Annotated in this window: 14 protein-coding genes; 7 read left to right on the top strand and 7 right to left on the bottom strand. The window is 50.7% G+C overall.

The genetic code is table 11. From position 1 onward, the window contains the following. Nucleotides 1-266: Arm DNA-binding domain-containing protein (locus HMPREF1640_RS05350; RefSeq protein WP_036893014.1), on the bottom strand; the 266-nt coding region annotated here is incomplete at its 3' end. Nucleotides 267-923: 657 nt separating this feature from the next. Between HMPREF1640_RS05350 and HMPREF1640_RS05345 the strand changes: the two genes are divergently transcribed. The 3 genes from HMPREF1640_RS05345 to HMPREF1640_RS05335 are packed head-to-tail and all read left to right on the top strand — an operon-like array spanning nt 924 to nt 3,296. Beyond that, nucleotides 924-2,174 carry a peptidase U32 family protein gene (locus tag HMPREF1640_RS05345; protein ID WP_036893013.1) on the top strand — a complete coding sequence of 417 codons (1,251 nt, stop codon included), beginning with the start codon at nt 924-926 and terminating at the stop codon, nt 2,172-2,174. A gap of 40 nt (nt 2,175-2,214) precedes the next feature. Then, nucleotides 2,215-2,688, top strand: a complete 474-nt coding sequence (locus HMPREF1640_RS05340) for a SufE family protein (RefSeq protein ID WP_231565844.1) — start codon at nt 2,215-2,217, stop codon at nt 2,686-2,688. Between the two features lie 2 nt (nt 2,689-2,690). After that, on the top strand, nt 2,691-3,296 hold the full coding sequence (locus HMPREF1640_RS05335; RefSeq protein WP_036893012.1) for an RNA methyltransferase: 606 nt from the start codon (nt 2,691-2,693) through the stop codon (nt 3,294-3,296). Nucleotides 3,297-3,416: 120 nt separating this feature from the next. On the opposite strand, the gene sucD is transcribed toward HMPREF1640_RS05335, so the two are convergent. Then, nucleotides 3,417-4,289: a succinate--CoA ligase subunit alpha gene (gene sucD, locus HMPREF1640_RS05330; protein ID WP_036893010.1), complete on the bottom strand. Its 873-nt coding sequence runs from the start codon at nt 4,287-4,289 to the stop codon at nt 3,417-3,419. 124 nt (nt 4,290-4,413) lie between these two features. After that, entirely contained in the window at nt 4,414-5,559 is a 1,146-nt protein-coding gene (gene sucC, locus HMPREF1640_RS05325; RefSeq protein WP_036893009.1) for an ADP-forming succinate--CoA ligase subunit beta, read from the bottom strand. 212 nt (nt 5,560-5,771) lie between these two features. Here sucC and cysS point away from each other — a divergent pair, with 212 nt between their 5' ends. Continuing rightward, entirely contained in the window at nt 5,772-7,262 is a 1,491-nt protein-coding gene (gene cysS, locus HMPREF1640_RS05320) for a cysteine--tRNA ligase (protein ID WP_036893027.1), read from the top strand. A 153-nt stretch (nt 7,263-7,415) separates the two neighbouring features. On the opposite strand, the gene HMPREF1640_RS05315 is transcribed toward cysS, so the two are convergent. Both HMPREF1640_RS05315 and rnr read right to left on the bottom strand, forming a co-directional pair. Beyond that, a complete protein-coding gene (locus HMPREF1640_RS05315; protein WP_036893026.1) occupies nt 7,416-8,357 on the bottom strand; it encodes a DMT family transporter in 942 nt (313 codons plus the stop codon). 873 nt (nt 8,358-9,230) lie between these two features. Continuing rightward, nucleotides 9,231-11,432, bottom strand: a complete 2,202-nt coding sequence (rnr, locus tag HMPREF1640_RS05310) for a ribonuclease R (RefSeq protein ID WP_036893024.1) — start codon at nt 11,430-11,432, stop codon at nt 9,231-9,233. A 299-nt stretch (nt 11,433-11,731) separates the two neighbouring features. On the opposite strand from rnr, the gene HMPREF1640_RS05300 reads away from it, so the two are divergent. The 3 genes from HMPREF1640_RS05300 (at nt 11,732) to miaB (ending at nt 15,183) form a co-directional block, all read left to right on the top strand. Continuing rightward, entirely contained in the window at nt 11,732-12,727 is a 996-nt protein-coding gene (locus tag HMPREF1640_RS05300) for an NAD(P)-dependent oxidoreductase (RefSeq protein WP_036893007.1), read from the top strand. A gap of 15 nt (nt 12,728-12,742) precedes the next feature. Beyond that, nucleotides 12,743-13,711: a phosphatase PAP2 family protein gene (locus tag HMPREF1640_RS05295; RefSeq protein WP_036893006.1), complete on the top strand. Its 969-nt coding sequence runs from the start codon at nt 12,743-12,745 to the stop codon at nt 13,709-13,711. Nucleotides 13,712-13,821: 110 nt separating this feature from the next. Further along, nucleotides 13,822-15,183 (top strand): tRNA (N6-isopentenyl adenosine(37)-C2)-methylthiotransferase MiaB, encoded by a 1,362-nt coding sequence (gene miaB, locus HMPREF1640_RS05290; RefSeq protein WP_036893005.1) that lies wholly within the window; start codon nt 13,822-13,824, stop codon nt 15,181-15,183. A gap of 492 nt (nt 15,184-15,675) precedes the next feature. On the opposite strand, the gene HMPREF1640_RS05280 is transcribed toward miaB, so the two are convergent. Together HMPREF1640_RS05280 and HMPREF1640_RS05275 are read right to left on the bottom strand one after the other, a co-directional pair. Next, the gene (locus tag HMPREF1640_RS05280) at nt 15,676-16,683 is read right to left on the bottom strand and encodes a glycosyl transferase family 90 (protein WP_052051712.1); all 1,008 of its coding nucleotides are present in this window, start codon (nt 16,681-16,683) and stop codon (nt 15,676-15,678) included. A 15-nt stretch (nt 16,684-16,698) separates the two neighbouring features. Beyond that, nucleotides 16,699-17,880 carry a glycosyltransferase gene (locus HMPREF1640_RS05275; protein WP_036893003.1) on the bottom strand — a complete coding sequence of 394 codons (1,182 nt, stop codon included), beginning with the start codon at nt 17,878-17,880 and terminating at the stop codon, nt 16,699-16,701. Between the last annotated feature and the right edge of the window lie 16 nt (nt 17,881-17,896).

Here is a 17,896-nt window from a genome sequence, read left to right as displayed (position 1 = left end):
CAACCTTTGGACAGCAGAGATTGGTAGGCTGCTTGGACGGATAGCAGCAGACTTTCCAATCTGGCATTCACTTCCACTGCTTCACGACTCTTTCCGTCCATTCTGCTTTCACGGGGATTCCACAAATCGGGGTTGCAAGACAGTTTGCAACTGAACTGTGCAATACTCCTTCCAAGCGTGATACGTCCCATAATGGGAGCCTTACCCGACTTGTCAATGCTGCTCTTTTTGAGGTAGAGCAACACCTTCATCTTTTCTGTTTTCATACGCTTTAATTTTTATGGGCAAAGTTACCCGAATTAAAGCGTTCTTTACTTATGCAGAAAACTGCCGACCAAAGCAACAAACACACGAACCACATAATTTCAGTTACCTATATCTGCATTTCGTTACCTATTCCCAATCTTGGTAATGATTTAGTAACTGAACTTCTGCTTAAATCCGCACTTTCCTGCCTTTTATAAATAGAGCAGTTTTATGCAAATTATTTCGTTTCCTCCTTATTATCAGTAAGTTTGCACAAACTTAGATTTATCTTCATTTTCTTTAATTAGTTGGAGCGCGATTAGGTTCTAAACGGTGCGCCAATGAGTATTAATGGTACGCCGACCGGAAAATAACGCGATCTCCTGCCCTGCCTTTCCGCCCAAAAATCGGAAATCCTGTCGTGGAGCGGTCAATGTTGACGGTTCTTTTTTTATGATTTTTATAATACACCCATGCGTTTGTGGAGCGGTGATATCACGCTTGGTCTTGGCATTTTTTCATGTTTTGCCGCAAAGCGTGGCATGCCCCAACGCAACGCGGAAAAGTTGCGTTGGGTGCGCTTGTGACAAACCAAACATCAGGGCCGCCGAGCCCTATCCATTGTTATTTTTCCATTTTAAGGCCATAAGCTCTTTACTTTTTCGTAACTTTGCGGTATGGATTTAAACGCTAAGGATTTTGAAATCATGGCTCCTGTCGGCTCGCGCGAGTCGCTTGCCGCCGCCATGCAGGCTGGCGCTGGCGCTGTGTATTTTGGCATTGGTCGCCTCAACATGCGGTCGCACAGCGCCAATCATTTTGACATAAACGATTTGCGGGAGATAGCCGACGCTTGTAACGCTCGCGACATCAAGACATATCTCACGGTGAACACCGTGATATACGATGAGGATATCGATTTGATGCGCGAGATAGTGGACGCTGCCAAGTCGGCCGGTATAAGTGCGATCATTGCCTCAGACGTGGCGGTGATGAGCTATTGCCGTGAGGTGGGCGTGGAGGTTCACCTCTCCACCCAGCTCAATATCAGCAATATCGAGGCGCTGAAGTTTTACGCTCAGTTTGCCGACGTGAGCGTGTTGGCGCGCGAGCTGAACCTTGATCAAGTGAAAAAGATACACCAGCAGATAGAGCGGCAGCGCGTTTGCGGACCTATGGGCGGACTGATGCGCATAGAGATGTTTTGCCATGGCGCGCTGTGCATGGCGGTATCGGGCAAGTGTTACCTCAGTTTGCACGCTCAAAACCGATCGGCCAACCGGGGGGCTTGCACGCAGATATGCCGCAGGTCGTACACCGTGACCGACAATGAGACCGACAACCAGCTTGAGATAGACAACAAATATATCATGAGTCCGAGAGACTTGAAGACCATTCGTTTTGTGGATCGCATGATGGACGCTGGCGTGAGGGTGTTCAAGATAGAGGGCAGGGCGCGCGGGCCCGAGTATGTCCATACCGTGGTGACGTGTTACAAGGAGGCCATACAGGCCGTGCTCGACGGCTCGTTCACCGAGGAGAGAAAGGCCGAGTGGGACGAGCGGCTGTCCAAGGTGTTCAACCGTGGCTTTTGGGATGGCTACTATCTCGGGCAGACCATGGGCGAGTGGAACAGGGGCTACGGCTCCATGGCCACGGAGAAAAAGGTGCAAGTGGGCAAGGTGGTGAACTATTTTGCCAAGCTTGGCGTGGCTGAGGTGGCCGTGGAGGCCGCCGATTTCAAGCTCGGAGACCGTTTGCTCATCACCGGCAACACCACTGGCGTGATGTATCTCGACGCCACGGAGATACGTTACGACCTCAAACCGGTGGAGCGCGCGGAGCAAGGTACTCGCGTCTCCATTCCTGTGACAGGCAAGGTGAGACGCAACGACAAATTGTTCAAGCTCGTGAGCGTGACGCCATAAAGACGAGACTATAAGTTTTCCATTATTAATTATACCAAAAATGATGACAAGCAAAAATATTTCAAGCCATGAGACGCCTCGCGCTCGTTCCATCAACGAGATACAAGACGAGGTTGTTGATGAGTTCGCCGATTTGGACGACTGGATGGACAAATACCAAATGCTTATTGACCTTGGAAACGACCTTGAGGCCTTGGACGAGAAGTACAAGAACGAGCAAAATCTCATAGATGGTTGCCAAAGCCGTGTATGGCTGCAATGCGACTACCGAGATGGCGCGCTTTGGTTCACCGCTGACAGCGACGCGCTCATCGTCAAGGGCATCATCGCCTTGCTGCTCAGGGTGGTAAGCGGCCATACGCCGAAGGAAATCATCGACGCCGACCTCTATTTCATTGAGCGCATCGGACTGCGCGAGCACCTGTCGCCCACGCGCAGCAACGGCCTGTTGGCTATGGTCAAGCAGGTGAAAGCCTACGCGTTGGCATACATGGCTAAGGAAAACAACGGATAGACATGCGTAAACTCAAGACCATAGAGATGTCAAGGCTCACCGTGGAGGAGTTTAAGGAGGCCCCAAAACTGCCTTTGGTGGTGGTGCTGGACGATGTAAGAAGCCTTTACAACGTGGGCTCGGTGTTTCGCACGTGCGACGCCTTTCGCGTGGAGGCGGTCTATCTGTGCGGTATCACGGCCACCCCACCCAACGCGGAGATACACAAGACGGCGCTCGGCGGCGAGGATTCAGTGGATTGGAGGTATTTTGAGCATACGGAGAACGCGGTGCGAGAATTGCGCAATCGTGGCTATTTCGTGTATGGTGTGGAGCAAGTGGAAGGCTCGACGAAACTGCAAGATATTCAAAATTCGCAATTGGCTGGCATGAGAGAAGATAGCCATGACGTAAATGGCATAAGCCCATCAAAATTGGAGTGTTCAGCTTTTCGGCCTCATGCAGTGGTCTTTGGCAACGAGGTGAAGGGGGTGAAACAGAGCGTTGTCGACATGTGCGACGGCTGCTTGGAAATACCTCAATTTGGCACCAAGCACTCGTTGAATGTCAGCGTCACCGCGGGCATCGTGATTTGGGAGTTTGCCAAGCAATTCATAAAAGAAGCCTGACCGTTAAAAGTCAGGCTTCTTGTCACTTGTATTTTTGTCAAGTCAATACATATTTTTCTTGTTTTCCCTTGTCGTTTCAAGGCAAGAATTACCGAGATGTGGCTATTTCTATATGTTGGCTCATTTGCCCAACGCCTTTTTCAGCATCTCCGGAATTTCGATTGTCTCCTTGGCCACGGGCACGCCTACGGCCTCAAACGCGGCTACCTTGCCCTCCGCGGAGCCTGAACCGCCCGATATGATTGCTCCGGCGTGGCCCATCTGCTTGCCCTGGGGAGCCTGACGGCCTGAAATAAACACGGCCACTGGCTTGGTGACATGCTCCTTGATGTATTTTGCGGCGCGCTCCTCGGCGTCGCCACCAATCTCGCCAATCAACGCGATGGAATCGGTATCAGGGTCGTCTTGGAACATCTTGAGCAAGTCCTCGAAGTACAATCCAACCACGGGGTCGCCACCGACGCCTACCGCCGTGGATTGGCCAAGGCCCGCCTGCGTGAGGTTGTAAACCACCTCGTAGGTCAGTGTGCCGCTCCTACTGATAACGCCTGTGTGCCCTTTCTTGAACACGTTGGTAGGCATGATGCCCACCATGCTCTCTTCTGGCGAGATAAGTCCAGGGCAGTTGGGGCCAATCACCTGCACGCCCTTTATGCGAGCGTAGCGTTGTGCCTCCACGGCATCTATCGTGGGCACGCCCTCGGTGATGCAAATGAGCAGTTTGATGCCACCGTCTATGGCTTCAAGCATGGCATCTTTGGCAAAGGCAGCGGGCACGAAGATAATAGAAGTGTTGGCTCCGGTGGCCGCCACGGCGTCTTTCACGGTGTTGAACACGGGAATGCCGCCAACTTCTTGGCCGGCCTTGCCGGGCGATGTTCCACCCACTACATTGGTCCCATACTTTTTCATCTTGGAAGCGTGGAAACTTCCATCTCGTCCAGTGATGCCCTGAACGATCAGTTTGGTGTCTTTATTGATTAGAATACTCATCTTTTAATTCACGATTTATAATTCAAAATTTATGATTGATAATACACGAGTTCGCAGCCCACAATTTACGATTGATCAAATCGCTATGGTTTCTTCATGTGGATTGGCCATTATGAATGGCGCGTTACGCATTGTGCTTTAAACTCAGTTCCACGGCGCGATGGCCTGCGTCTGCCATGCTTGATCCCACCTTAAACTGTGTGCCCTCGAGCAGTTTACGACCTTCGGCCTCGTTCGTTCCGGTGAGACGGATGACGATTGGGATGTCTGTCTTCACTATCTTGAACGCTTCTATCAATCCTTTGGCCACGTCGTCGCAACGGGTGATGCCGCCAAATATGTTGATTAGAACCGTGTTGACGTGCTTGTCAGAGAGCAACAGCTTCATGGCTTCCACTATCTTCTCCGGGTTTGAGCTGCCGCCAATGTCAAGGAAATTGGCCGGTTCGCCGCCGTAAAGTTTAATCATGTCCATGGTGGCCATGGCTAATCCGGCTCCGTTCACCATGCATCCTATCTTTCCTCCGAGGTTCACGTAGCTGAAACCTTTGTCCTTGGCTTCGCGCTCCTTGCGCTCCTCCTCGGTAGGTTCGAACAGGGCTGCCACATCAGGATGGCGGAACAGCGCGTTGTCGTCAAACGTCATTTTGGCGTCAATAGCTTTCAACGTGCCGTCCTTGAGTTTTACCAATGGGTTGATCTCGGCCAAAGAGGCATCTTTCTCGATAAAAAGACGGTACAAATTTTTGAACAATGGCACGGCTTGTTTCACCTGGGCCATGTTGTCAAAGAGCTTGAAGGCAGCCTCGCGAGCCAAGAAATCGGTCATGCCTATAACGGGGTCGATGACAATTTTTTCTATTTTCTCTGGCGTTTCCTTGGCCACTTGCTCGATGTCCATGCCACCTTCGCGGCTCAACATCATAAGCGGGCATTTCGATTTGCGGTCTACGAGGATGCTCACGTAGTACTCCGAGTCAATGTCTACGGCCTCGCTCACCAGCACGCGGTTAACAGTAAAACCTTTAATGTCCATGCCAAGTATGGCCTCAGCGTGGCTCTTGATTTCGGCCTCGGAGCCGCCAAGTTTCACGCCGCCGGCCTTGCCACGACCTCCGGTGTGCACTTGAGCCTTGACCACAGCACGATCCACACCCAATTTCTTGTAAGCTTCCACGGCCTCGTCAGGTGTGCTGCACACGATATTGCGATCCACAGGGACACCATAGTCGGCAAAGAAAGCTTTTGCTTGATACTCATGTACCTTCATAGTAAAAATATTTTAAGGGTTTGATAATTGATTGTTTATATTTTACAAATGTACGAATTAATTGAGTACTAAGAAAGAAAACGCTCTTTTTTTTATTTCGTTTTCATATCTATTATTTGTTTTTTTTGTCTCAAGAACAAATAAAACCATACTTTTGCACTATCTTTTTCACGATAAATAGTTACCTTTGCATGTAATACACGCTAATGATTATGGAACAGAATTTATTGATTTACAATACGCTTACACGCAGTAAGGAGCTTTTTAAGCCCCTGCACGCGCCACATGTGGGCATGTATGTGTGCGGTCCTACGGTTTATGGCGACCCGCATCTCGGCCACGCACGGCCAGCCATCACGTTCGATGTGCTCTTCCGCTACCTCAGACATTTGGGTTATAAGGTGCGCTATGTGCGCAATATCACTGACGTGGGCCATCTCGAGCATGACGCGGACGACGGCGACGACAAGATAGAGAAGAAAGCGCGGTTGGAGCAATTGGAGCCCATGGAGATAGCCCAGCATTATACCAACCGTTACCACAAGGCCATGGAAGCCCTCAACGTGCTGCCGCCGAGCATCGAGCCGCATGCCACTGGGCATATCATCGAGCAAGAACAACTGGTCAAGCAGATTATGGATAACGGCTATGCCTACGAGAGCAACGGCTCCATTTATTTTGACGTGGCCAAGTATGACAAGGATCACAAGTACGGCATCCTGTCCGGTAGAAACCTCACTGATATCATCAATAACAGCCGGCAGTTGGCCGGCACGACTGAAAAGAGAAACCAAGCCGACTTCGCGCTGTGGAAAAAAGCCATGCCCGAGCATATCATGCGATGGCCCAGTGAGTGGAGCGAGGGTTTTCCCGGTTGGCACTGCGAGTGCACCGCGATGGGGCGTAAGTATTTGGGCAGCCACTTTGACATACACGGTGGCGGCATGGATTTGGTGTTTCCGCACCACGAGTGTGAGATAGCGCAGGCCGTGGCAAGCCAAGGTGACCAGATGGTTCGTTACTGGATGCACAACAACATGATTACCATCAATGGCCAGAAGATGGGTAAATCGCTCGGGAACTTCATCACATTGGAACAGTTTTTCAATGGATCGCACGCATCGTTGGACAGCGCGTACTCGCCCATGACCATCAGGTTTTTCATTTTGTCGGCCCATTACAGGGGCACGGTAGATTTTTCAAATGATGCGCTCAAGGCCGCTAAAAAAGGCTATGACCGTCTGATGAATGGCATGGCCGATCTTTCTCGTGTACAGGCCGCTAAGGAAAGTTCGTCTGAAATATCAGAGTTCGTGGGGGCTTTGCGCCAACGTCTCTACGACGCCATGAACGATGACTTGCAAACACCACTTGTCATCGGCGCGCTATTTGAGGCTTGCCACATGGTGAACATGCTTGTGGACCACAAGGCCAATATATCCGCGGCAGACCTTCAGGAGTTGGGCGATGCCATGCGTCTATTCGCGTTTGACCTGCTCGGACTGAGAGACGAGAAAGGACAGAGCGACGAGGCTCGCGAGGAGGCTTACGGCAAGGTGGTGGAGATGGTGCTCAAGTTGCGCCAGCAAGCCAAGCAAACCAAGGATTGGGCTACCAGCGACCAGATCCGTGACGCTCTCGCCGAGGCAGGTTTTGAGATAAAAGATACCAAGGATGGGGCCACGTGGAAGCTCAACATATAAGTTGAGTTTCTGGATTGCAGGTCAGTACGGCAAACGCCCAACGCGAACTTCGCGTTGGGCGTCATAGTCAAACAGCAACAATAAATTTTCGAAATAAGTTCATAAAACACATGTATTTGATGTTTTCGAACTTTTGTTTTTCCTTTCGTAGCCTCAAATCAAGAAGAAAAGAGACACGCCTACCACGGAGATAATGGCTCCGACAATGCCCTTGAGCGTGATTTTCTCATGAAAGAAATAGTGGGCTGGAAGCAATATCATGATAGGGCTTGTGGCCATTAGCGTGCTCGCGATGCCTGCCGCGGTGTATTGCACGGCCATGAGCGAGAAGCCCACGCCAATCACCGGACCAGAGAATACGGCGATGAGCAGTGCCCACAGTGCCTTGGTGTCGTGTGCGCTTTGTCTCAATTTTTGTCCTTGCCCAGTCACTACGAGAAACACTCCCCAGCAAATTAGGCCGGAGACGCACCTGATAAGGTTGGCGCTGAAGGGCAGATAGCTTTCCATATCGGCCACCATCGTTTGTGGAATGTCGGCCGTGTAGTTGTCCAAGCCTATCTTGCTGAGCACCAATCCCAATCCCTGTCCTAACCCTGCGCCGATGCCAAAGAGTACGCCTTTGACTGGCAATTGCAGCGAAAGAAAACGCCCTTTGTTCTCACCCTTGCTCAGTACGGATATGGCTATGCCAAGCATGGTCACCATCATGGCTATCAAACTGCCCACGCTCATCACTTGTCCGAGCATGGCCCAAGCCGAGATGGCGGTGAACATGGGCGCAAGTGTCATAAAGAGTTGGCCGTAGCGCGACCCAATGCTTATATAGCTGTTGAACAAACACCAGTCGCCGAGAAAATATCCCACCATGCCCGAGGCCATGAGCCACGCCCAACTGGTCGCACTTGCATGCGTGGGCCATGCCTCGCCCGTAAACCACCACATCATGAGCAGCGAGAAAATGAGTGCCAACGCCATGCGCCACACATTGGTGACGGTGACGCCTATGCGCTTGCTGGCCACCTCGCATGTCATGGCAGCGATGGTCCATGAGAAGGCTACGCCCAAGGAAATGATTTCGCCTAAATATTGTATGTGCATGATATATGTTATGTTGTGCCCTGTTGTGAGTTGTCAAATTGCAACGTCGGCTATTGGTACGCGTGCCAATGATGGTGATGTCAAGTGGAAGCGCAGCCCATTTTAAGATTTTGCAAAATTACAACAAATAAGCGTAATAAAATCTCTTTCTACTTATTTTTTTGACCTTGGTTTACCGCGCTATCGACCTGCCGCACGCGGATTGTTTCTGTGCGACACCCCGGCCCCTTTTCATGGCAAGCTTGCGGTTTTATTTTCCGTAATCGCGGAATGTGAGGCAGGGATGCTATTTGGTAAACGTTGGTAGGCGATCATTTCATGCCGAGGCCATACCCAAATAGAGAACGCAGTTTTGACATTAAAGCAAAAAACGTATTGTGTGCGTACACAAACCGTTGATTTAGGTCAAGAAAAGGTTTGTTTCGTGGATTATGGGTTTAAAATATTTGTGGCGTCCCATATTTCGGCCTACCTTTGCAATGTCAAAAGGAGACAAGGTCTCTGTGAAGAGATGTTCCTTCGGCAATTTATTCAATAGGTTTAAAGTTAGTAGATTGTTTCATATAGGTTTTTAGTTTTTAGGTTTAAGATTAGATTTTTAGGTTTTTCAATTAGGTTGTTAGTTATTTGAGGTAATTTTAAAGATTAGTTTTTAGGTTAGCACAAATCCCCATCTCCGCATAGGAGAGTTGGGAATTTGTGTTTTTATATACCCCATGTTCTTTGTGAGCCAAACACGAACAAAGGTGGCATGCGCAAAAATAGAGCTATCGTGCCGCTCGCCGCGGGGTGTCGTTTCCGATTGTTTTGGCGGGCTATGGTGGCTCCACGCGTTGCCATGTGGATTATTTCGCGTTGCCATGTGGCTTATTTTTCTTTGGCTATGACAAAGTCGAGCTGCCTTTTTTGCATGTTTGCGCTGGCCACTTGTATGCGAATGGGGTCGCCAAGTTGGTACTTGTGGCGATGCCTTCTTCCACGCAGCACAAAGTTTTTCTCGTCGAAGTCGTAGTAGTCGTCATCAAGATCGCGCATTGGCACCATGCCCTCGCAGTGATTTTCGTCTATCTCGGTGTAAATGCCATAGCTGGTAATGCCGCTGATGTGCGCGTCATAACATTCGCCTATCTTGTCGCCCATAAACTCCACCATCTTGTATTTGATAGAGTCGCGTTCGGCGTTTTGCGCTATTTGTTCCATGTCAGAGCAGTGCTCGCACAATTCTTCGTATCGTTTCTCGTTGGCAGAGCGTCCCCCGGCTTGGTATCTTGTGAGCAAACGGTGCACCATGGTGTCTGGATAGCGACGTATGGGCGATGTGAAATGCGTGTAGTAATCAAACGCAAGTCCAAAGTGCCCAATATTATGTACGCTGTATTTAGCTTTCATCATGGCGCGTAGAGCCACGCTTTGGATGACCTTTTCCTCTCGCTTGCCTTCGCAACTGTCCATCAGTTTGTTAATGCTTCGAGCCATGGCGGCTTTGGTGCCATCGGTTTTCACCTTGTAGCCAAACTTGGCTATAAACTCGCGAAGGTTTTCCATCTTCTGTGGGTCGGGGTTGTCGTGCACGCGATAAGGTAGCGTTTTGGCAGCTTTGCCTTTTGTTTTTTTGCCAAAAGTCTCCGCCACGGTCTTATTGGCCAATAGCATGAACTCCTCGACGAGCTTGTTGGCGTCTTTAGAACGCTTATAGTAAGCGCGGGTGGGATGTCCCGCTTGGTCAATGTCGAAATGCAGTTCCTCAGAGTCGAACTTCACCGATCCGTTCTTGAAACGGCGTTCTCGCAGTTGCTTGGCCAATCTGTCAAGCATGCACAATTGCCATCCGTTTTCGCCTTTGTAGCCTCGGTTTTTAGGGTCTGGAGCTGGCTTGCCAGTGCCATCCACCACACCGTTGTCTTCTAAGATTTGTTGTACTTCTTCGTAGGCATAACGTCTATTGGAGCGAATGATAGCGTGCACCAATCGAAAATTTCGCACGTATGCGTCCTCGTCAAGGTCAAACACGGCGCTATAGGTGAGTTTGTCCTCTTCCGGGCGTAGTGAGCAGATGAAATTGCACAGTCGCTCGGGCAGCATGGGGATAGTGCGGTCTACGAGATAAACCGACGTGCCTCGGTTAGCGGCTTCTTTGTCAATGACACTTCCCTCCTTCACATAGTGCGAGACATCGGCGATATGCACGCCCACCTCCCATAACCCATTGTCCAATTTTTTGATGGACAGCGCGTCGTCAAAGTCTTTGGCGTCGGCCGGGTCTATGGTGCAAGTCCACGTTTCACGAAAATCCTCGCGCTCGGCCACGTCTTGAGGCGTGATTTCCGCCTTGATTTGCTCGGCCGCCCGCTCTACTTTCTTGGGGTATTTGTAGGGCAATCCGAATTGGGCGAGGATGGTGTTCATCTCCACATCGTTGTCACCGCTCGCGCCGAGCACGTCTATCACCTCACCCACGATATTGCGATGATCCTCGTCTGGCCATTGCGTTATCTTCACCATAGCCTTGTCATTGGTCTTGCCTCCCTTGAGCTTGTTTTTGGGAATAAGTATGTCGTGCACGAAAACCCCACTTTGAGGATTGAGAAACGCGATATCCTTGCTCACGGTCAGTTTGCCCACGAATACGTCCTTGGCGCGTTCGAGTATCTCGATCACCTGCGCCTCCTTGATGTGTTTCTGCCTTCGGGCATTGAACGATACGCGCACACGGTCGCCCGTGAGAGCCGACATCGAGTTGCGCTCGGCCACGAAGATAGGTTCCTCGTCGCCATCAGGTATGAACGAGTTCTTGCCGTTGGCCTTGCGTATAAACTTGCCTTCCTGCACCTGCCCTTTGGTATTGAGCGTGTAAGAGTTTTCTGACACTTTATTGATATAGTCGTCCCATGCCATCTCCTCCATGATATCAATGGCCAGCATCTTCATGGGGTGAGTGGAAAGATGCAGGCTACGAAATATCTCTTTGAACGATAGCGTCTTTCCCGGTCGCGCCGAGAAAAACTCTTCGAGCATGGCAGCCAATTGCTTCTTGGACAATCTCTTGATGTTTTTTTTTCCTTTTGCCATAGTTTGCCTTTTTAAAATTGTCATGGGTTTAGGCCGTATGGGGTATCTGCTAATACGCTTGGCTTCACGTCTCAAAATCTTTTGGGAGGCACCGATATCCTCAATTCTTGGCGTAAAGCGTCAAATTGATAGGCCTCAAATCGTAAACGGCTGCTGTATTAGCGTCTACACTGTCAGTGTGCCTGACAAAACCTCGTTATTATATATGCAAATTAACAAAAAATAATTGAGGAAACCTAATTTCATTTTGATTATTTTGCAAATCATTCGATTTGTATTAACTTTGTAACCTGATAATTATGAAAATATTAATAACTGGTGCCAGTGGGTTCATTGGCAGTTTTATTGTGGAAGAAGCGCTGCGCCAGGGCTTTGAAACATGGGTTGGCGTTCGCCCTACCAGCTCGCGCCAATATCTGCAAGACGCGCGCATCCACTTCTTGGAGCTTGACTTTAGCTCGGAAGATATGCTCGTGCGGCAGCTTGATGGGTATGCGTTCGACTATATAGTGCATGCCGCCGGAATCACCAAATGTCTGCATGCCGATGATTTTTTCAAGATAAACTATGAGGGGACGGCCAATTTCGTGCATGCCATCTTGAGGTCTCGCATGCCTCTCAAACGTTTTGTCTATATCAGTACGCTCGGTGTTTATGGAGCCATTCATGAGGAGATGCCTTATCAGGAAATAAAAGAAGATGATACTCCCAAGCCCAATACGGCTTATGGCAAGAGCAAACTGATGGCCGAGCGTTTCTTGGACAGCATAGGCAACGATTTCAATTATATCATCCTCAGGCCCACTGGCGTGTACGGGCCGCGCGAGAAGGATTATTATTTAATGGCCAAAACCATCAAGAGGCACTTGGATTTCAGTGTTGGTTATAAGCGACAGGATATCACGTTCGTGTATGTCAAGGATGTGGTCCAGGCCGTTTTCTTGGCGCTGGACCGTGGCATGTCGGGGCGAAAATATTTCCTTGCCGATGGCAAGGTATATCAAAGCAGCACTTTCAGCGACTATCTGCGCGAGGAGCTCGGCAACCATTGGTGGGTCAGGATAAGGGTTCCGGTATGGGCGCTCAGGCTCGTCACGGCTTGTGGCGAGTGGATAGGTCGCATGACTGGTACGGTATCGACTTTGAACAACGACAAGTACAATATAATGAAACAACGTAATTGGCGTTGCGACATCGAGCCCGCGTGCGACGAGTTGGGCTATCATCCGCATTATGACTTGAGCAAGGGAGTCAAGGAGACGGTGGCTTGGTATAAAAAAAATAAATGGCTATAACAGCCTTTACATAGCATGAAACTAAAAAAATACTTTATATTGGAGAAGAAACCCGCCCGTGGGTTAATGCCGTTAGAGTGGGTAGTGCTCACCTACATGGCGTTCACGTTGCTCGTGGTGCTCTTTGGCAGGACAAGCCTTGAAAATCCAGACGCTGCCATTTGGAGCCGCATGCGTGTGGGAGCCACTACCGTGGGTATATGGATGGTTTACAGGCTCATTCCTTGCAGGGCCACTCGCCTGCTCCGTGTGGCGGTGCAGATGGCGTTGTTGAGCTGGTGGTACACAGACACTTACCTGCTCAATTGCCTCTTTCCCAATCTCGACCACGTCTTTATTCGTGCCGAGCAGGCGGTCTTCGGGTGCCAACCGGCTCTCCTCTTTGCCCAGCTTTACCCGCAACTGTTTTTCAGTGAGCTCATGGACATGGCCTACGTGAGCTATTTTCCCATCATAACCACGGTCATTTTATATTATTTTTTTAAGCGGTACAACGATTTCGAGCATGCCTCGTTTGTCATTCTTGCTTCGTTCTTCGCTTTCTATGTCATTTACGACTTGGTTCCCGTCACTGGGCCAATGTATTATTACCACGCCGTCGGGCTTGACCAAATCGCCAAGGGGGTATTCCCCAATTTAGGCTATTATTTCCGCACCCATCTCGACATGATGCAGTCGCCGGGATACAAAAATGGCATATTCTACAACCTTCTCACCATGGCCCACGATTCGGGCGAGCGGCCCACGGCCGCCTTCCCCAGCTCGCATGTGGGTATTTCGGTGGTTTGTATGTTGTTGGCTTGGCGCACGGGCAGTCGCAAGTTGTTTTTCACGCTCCTGCCTTTCGCCATGCTCATTTGCCTTGCCACGATGTATGTGCGTGCCCATTATGCCATCGACGTGCTGGCTGGGCTGGTGGTCGGTTTGGCGTTTTATTGTGGGTGGTCGCGTGTGTCCAAACGTTTTCACGCCATTCGCGGATGATTACCCACGGTTTTGAGGGTAAAAAAACGTCACGCTATTCTATTTTGGCGCAAGGTTGCGAATAAGAATGATATTATTCGTAACTTTGCACACCATAACGTTTTACGATAATGACAAAGAAACTATATATCGAAACTTACGGCTGTCAGATGAACGTGGCCGACTCGGAGGTTGTGGCCTCGGTGATGCAAATGGCCGGTTACACTCTCACTGACAACGAGGCAGAGGCAGACGCCATCTTCCTGAATACATGCTCTATACGCGAGAACGCGGAGAACAAAATTTATCATCGTCTCGACGCCTTGCACGCCGAGCAGCGCAAGCATGCGGCCGCCCAGCCCGACACATTGGCGCCGCGCCCCATTCTTGGCGTGTTGGGCTGCATGGCGGAGCGCGTCAAGGACGATTTGATGAAGAACCACCACGCCAATTTGGTGTGTGGGCCAGACGCTTACCTCAACCTTCCGGAGATGATCGCGGCCGTGGAGGTGGGCCAACCGGCCATAGACGTGCAGCTATCCACCACCGAGACGTATCGCGACGTGATGCCCCGACGTATCGGTGGCAACCGAGTAAGCGCCTTCGTGAGCATCATGCGAGGTTGCAACAACTTTTGCCATTACTGCATCGTGCCCTTTACACGGGGGCGAGAGCGCAGCCGTGATGTGGATAGCATACTGCGCGAGGTCAGCGACTTGCGCGACAAGGGGTTCAAAGAAGTGACACTGTTGGGACAAAATGTGAACAGTTATGGCCTGCTTCCTAATGGCAAGCGACCGGACAACGGCACGTCTTTTGCGCAATTGCTGCGACAAGTGGCGCGCGAGGTGCCCGACATGCGAGTGCGTTTCACCACCTCAAACCCGGAAGACATGACCGAGGACATACTCCATGCCGTGGCCGATGAGCCAAATCTGTGCAACCATATACATTTCCCGGCACAGAGTGGGAGCAGCAAGGTGCTCAAGCTCATGAACCGCAAGTACACACGAGAAGACTATTTGGAAAAGGTAGCGGCTATCAAGCGCGTCATACCCGACTGCGGACTGACTACGGATATTTTCGTGGGCTACCACGACGAGACGGAGGACGACTACCAGCAGACGCTCAGTTTGGTGCGCGAGGTGGGCTTCGACTCGGCCTTCATGTTCAAGTATAGCGAGCGGCCGGGCACATATGCGGCCAAGCATTTGCCAGACAATGTGCCCGAGGAGGAGAAGGTGAGACGCTTGAACGAGCTTATCAAGCTGCAAACAGAGATCAGCGCCGAGCAGAACAAGAAAGACGAGGGCAAAGAGTTTGAGATACTCGTTGAGCGTTTCGGTAAGCGCAGCCATGACCAGCTCATGGGTCGCACGCCGCAAAACAAGGCCGTCATCATACCTCGGGGCCGTCACCACATAGGCCAACGAGTGCGTGTGCGCGTCACACGCTCAACCTCTGCCACGCTCATTGGTGAGCCGTTGGAGTGACCCATGCTTGGGCATCGGTGTCATCAGCCGCGCGCGCCACGTCGTTTAGCTCATAGCCGCGCGCCACGGTTGAGTGCGTTTCTCACTCTTGAAAACTTTTGACAAAGTATCGCTCATGGCTCGCGTTTTTGCAAACGAATGCCCCTTTGGCAGCAAATACGCGAATTATGAGCGTTTTTTATAATAAGCTAAAATACAACATTTTATACCTTTATAGTATTTTTTTGCATCCAAAAAAATGCCATATAGTTTGCCATTGTTACCTATTCGTATGGCGATTAGGCCTTCATCGCGCTCCCATTGACAACCCATCGCGTTGCCTTTACGACCTAAAGGCACAGCCATTAGCTACTCATCGCGTTGTGTTGCCCAAATAAATCGCCGGGCGTAATGGGGCGAAGCCAAAATCATCTGTATTTTCTCTCTGTAACGACACTTTCCGAAGGCCCTGTTTTTGTGATTTTTTCCCGACAATATTTGTTTTCTGTCATATCATAGCGGCTTGTTGGTTATATCCAAGTATTTTTGCAACACCAACAACGATATGATGCGCTCGCGTCGCCCATCCTTGAATTGCGCTACAAATTCGTGCGCGTGCTCTATGATGCGTTGGGCCTCGTCAGGGTGCGCTATGTAGTGGTTGAGCTGTTCTGTCAGGTCTGAGAAGTCGGCTTTCACCTCAATGTAGTGATAGTTTGGGATGAGCTTGCCCTCCATGAACCATGTCTCACACGTTGGGCGCGGCATCACGGCGATGGAGTTTGACGACATAATCCATTTCAGGTTGGTGGCCACGTCGTTGCCCTCGAGGGCCATGACAAATTTATAGTCCAAGTGTTTGCGCAAGCTAATCTTGGGCTTGTGCCACTCCTTGAAGCGCACATCCACCACGCCCGCGTCCACCATGGGATGCCCAAAGTATTTTCGTATGAAATCGTATCGGTTTTGCTTGATGCAGTCTCCCTCTTTCTGCCCTATCTCTCCACGAAATATCACCATGTCTTTTTTTTCCTCAAAACGCTTGCTGTCGTTCACGAAGATGAAATGGCGCACCCTGTCCAGTTTCATGAGCACGGAGTTGGCGTTGTCGCCTCCAATGGGCCTACTTTTGGTGATGGAGGGCAACGTGGGCACGTTGGTGATGTCGCCGGGCAACAATAGCCATTTGAGCGCAGGGTCGAAAGCCTTGGCGTATCGGTAGGAGTCAAGGTAATACACTTTGGGTCGCACCACGGGCTGCCGGCCGATGGGCGTGGCCTGCCGGCTGAAAGCCTGATGGTCTATGGGCGTTAGGTTGGTGAGCCGGTTATAATAGCTCACTCTCTCGTGGATATAGGTTTGGTCCTTGCGCTTGGCCAAAGCTTTCATGTCGCGTGCCAAGAGCTGTCGCAGCACGGCGTGTGGCATGGCTATCTGTGAGTATGCCGTGGCGTAATAGGCCAACTTGGAGTTTTTGTCACGATGAAACAATCCGTTGATATTTTGCCGCAAATGGGTCATGGTGGGTTGTTTGTGTTATGATGTGAGTGTGTCGTAGAAGCGCAGATAGTCTCGCGCTATCTTTTGGGGGGAGAAACGGCGTGTCACGTCTTGCCTGAGCGCGGTCCTGTCGTATGATTTTTGCATGGCTTGCCCAATGCCCTCGATTAGCGCCTCTGTGCTGAAATCGGCGTATCTGACGCCATTCTCAGGGGTGATTAGCTCGTCTGAGCCGCTACATGGGCTCATGATGACGGGTGTGCCGCATGCCAACGCCTCGAGTGGGGCCTGTGCAAAATCCTCTTTTAGGCTGGGCAGGCAGAAGAAATCGGCTGCTGATAGTATTTGCGATATTTTTCCCGGGTCGGTGTGAAAGCCCATCTCCATGACGTTTGGCCACGACTTTTTGCCACGATTTTTGCCAATGGCCAATATGCGATATTGTGGGTTCATGCGCGTGAGGGCCTCTGACAATTGTCCCAAACCCTTGCGCGGGTCGCCGATGGCGTAGGCGCAAAAGCCGAACAGCTTGGTGTCGGGCAGTGTCAACGCCCGTCGAGCGTAGGCTCGGTCGTATGGCTTGAATAGCGAGCAATCCACCAAGTTGTGTATGATGGTTTTGTGGGCGCGCGCCAGCATCTCGTGGTCGTGATACTCATCGTAGATGGCTTTTGACAAGAACACCACACCCAATCGCTCTATATCTCGCGTGTATGACAGTTTGAGACGGTAGTATTTTTGTTCGAGCGGATGGTCTCGCAGGCATTGGTCTTTCACGCTCGCGATGCCATGAAGCATGCTCTCGTCGTGCAGCGTGAAGACGATGGTTTTGTGGCTGTATGCCTTGAAAAACGAGGGATAGTCTATCAATCCGCCTATCCAGTGCAGGTGTATCACGTCGGCCGACGCTATCAGTGGGTTGTGGGTTAGGTCTATGGGCGATATGGGCAGGGTATAAGTGGCTTGGCGCTGCCGTCCCAATTCTCTGCAGGTGTTGATCTCGTCAGGCATTCCGAGCAGTTTTTTCACCTTTCGGCGGGCGCTTTGCAAGAAATATGCCACGGCACCAACCTGATGCACGAAGTTGTCAGTGTGCGTTCGGTGCGTCACTATGAGGTGAGCGTCCATGCCCAAGTCGCGTTGTGCCTTGCAGATGCGATAGGCGCAAAGCCCTGCCCCACCCGTGTCGGCTGTGCTGATGTGCACTATTTTTTTCATGTTGGATAGGTGTTAA

The organism is Prevotella sp. S7-1-8, assembly GCF_000758925.1.
GTDB lineage: Bacteria > Bacteroidota > Bacteroidia > Bacteroidales > Bacteroidaceae > Prevotella.
This window is presented reverse-complemented; position numbering and strand designations above follow the sequence as displayed.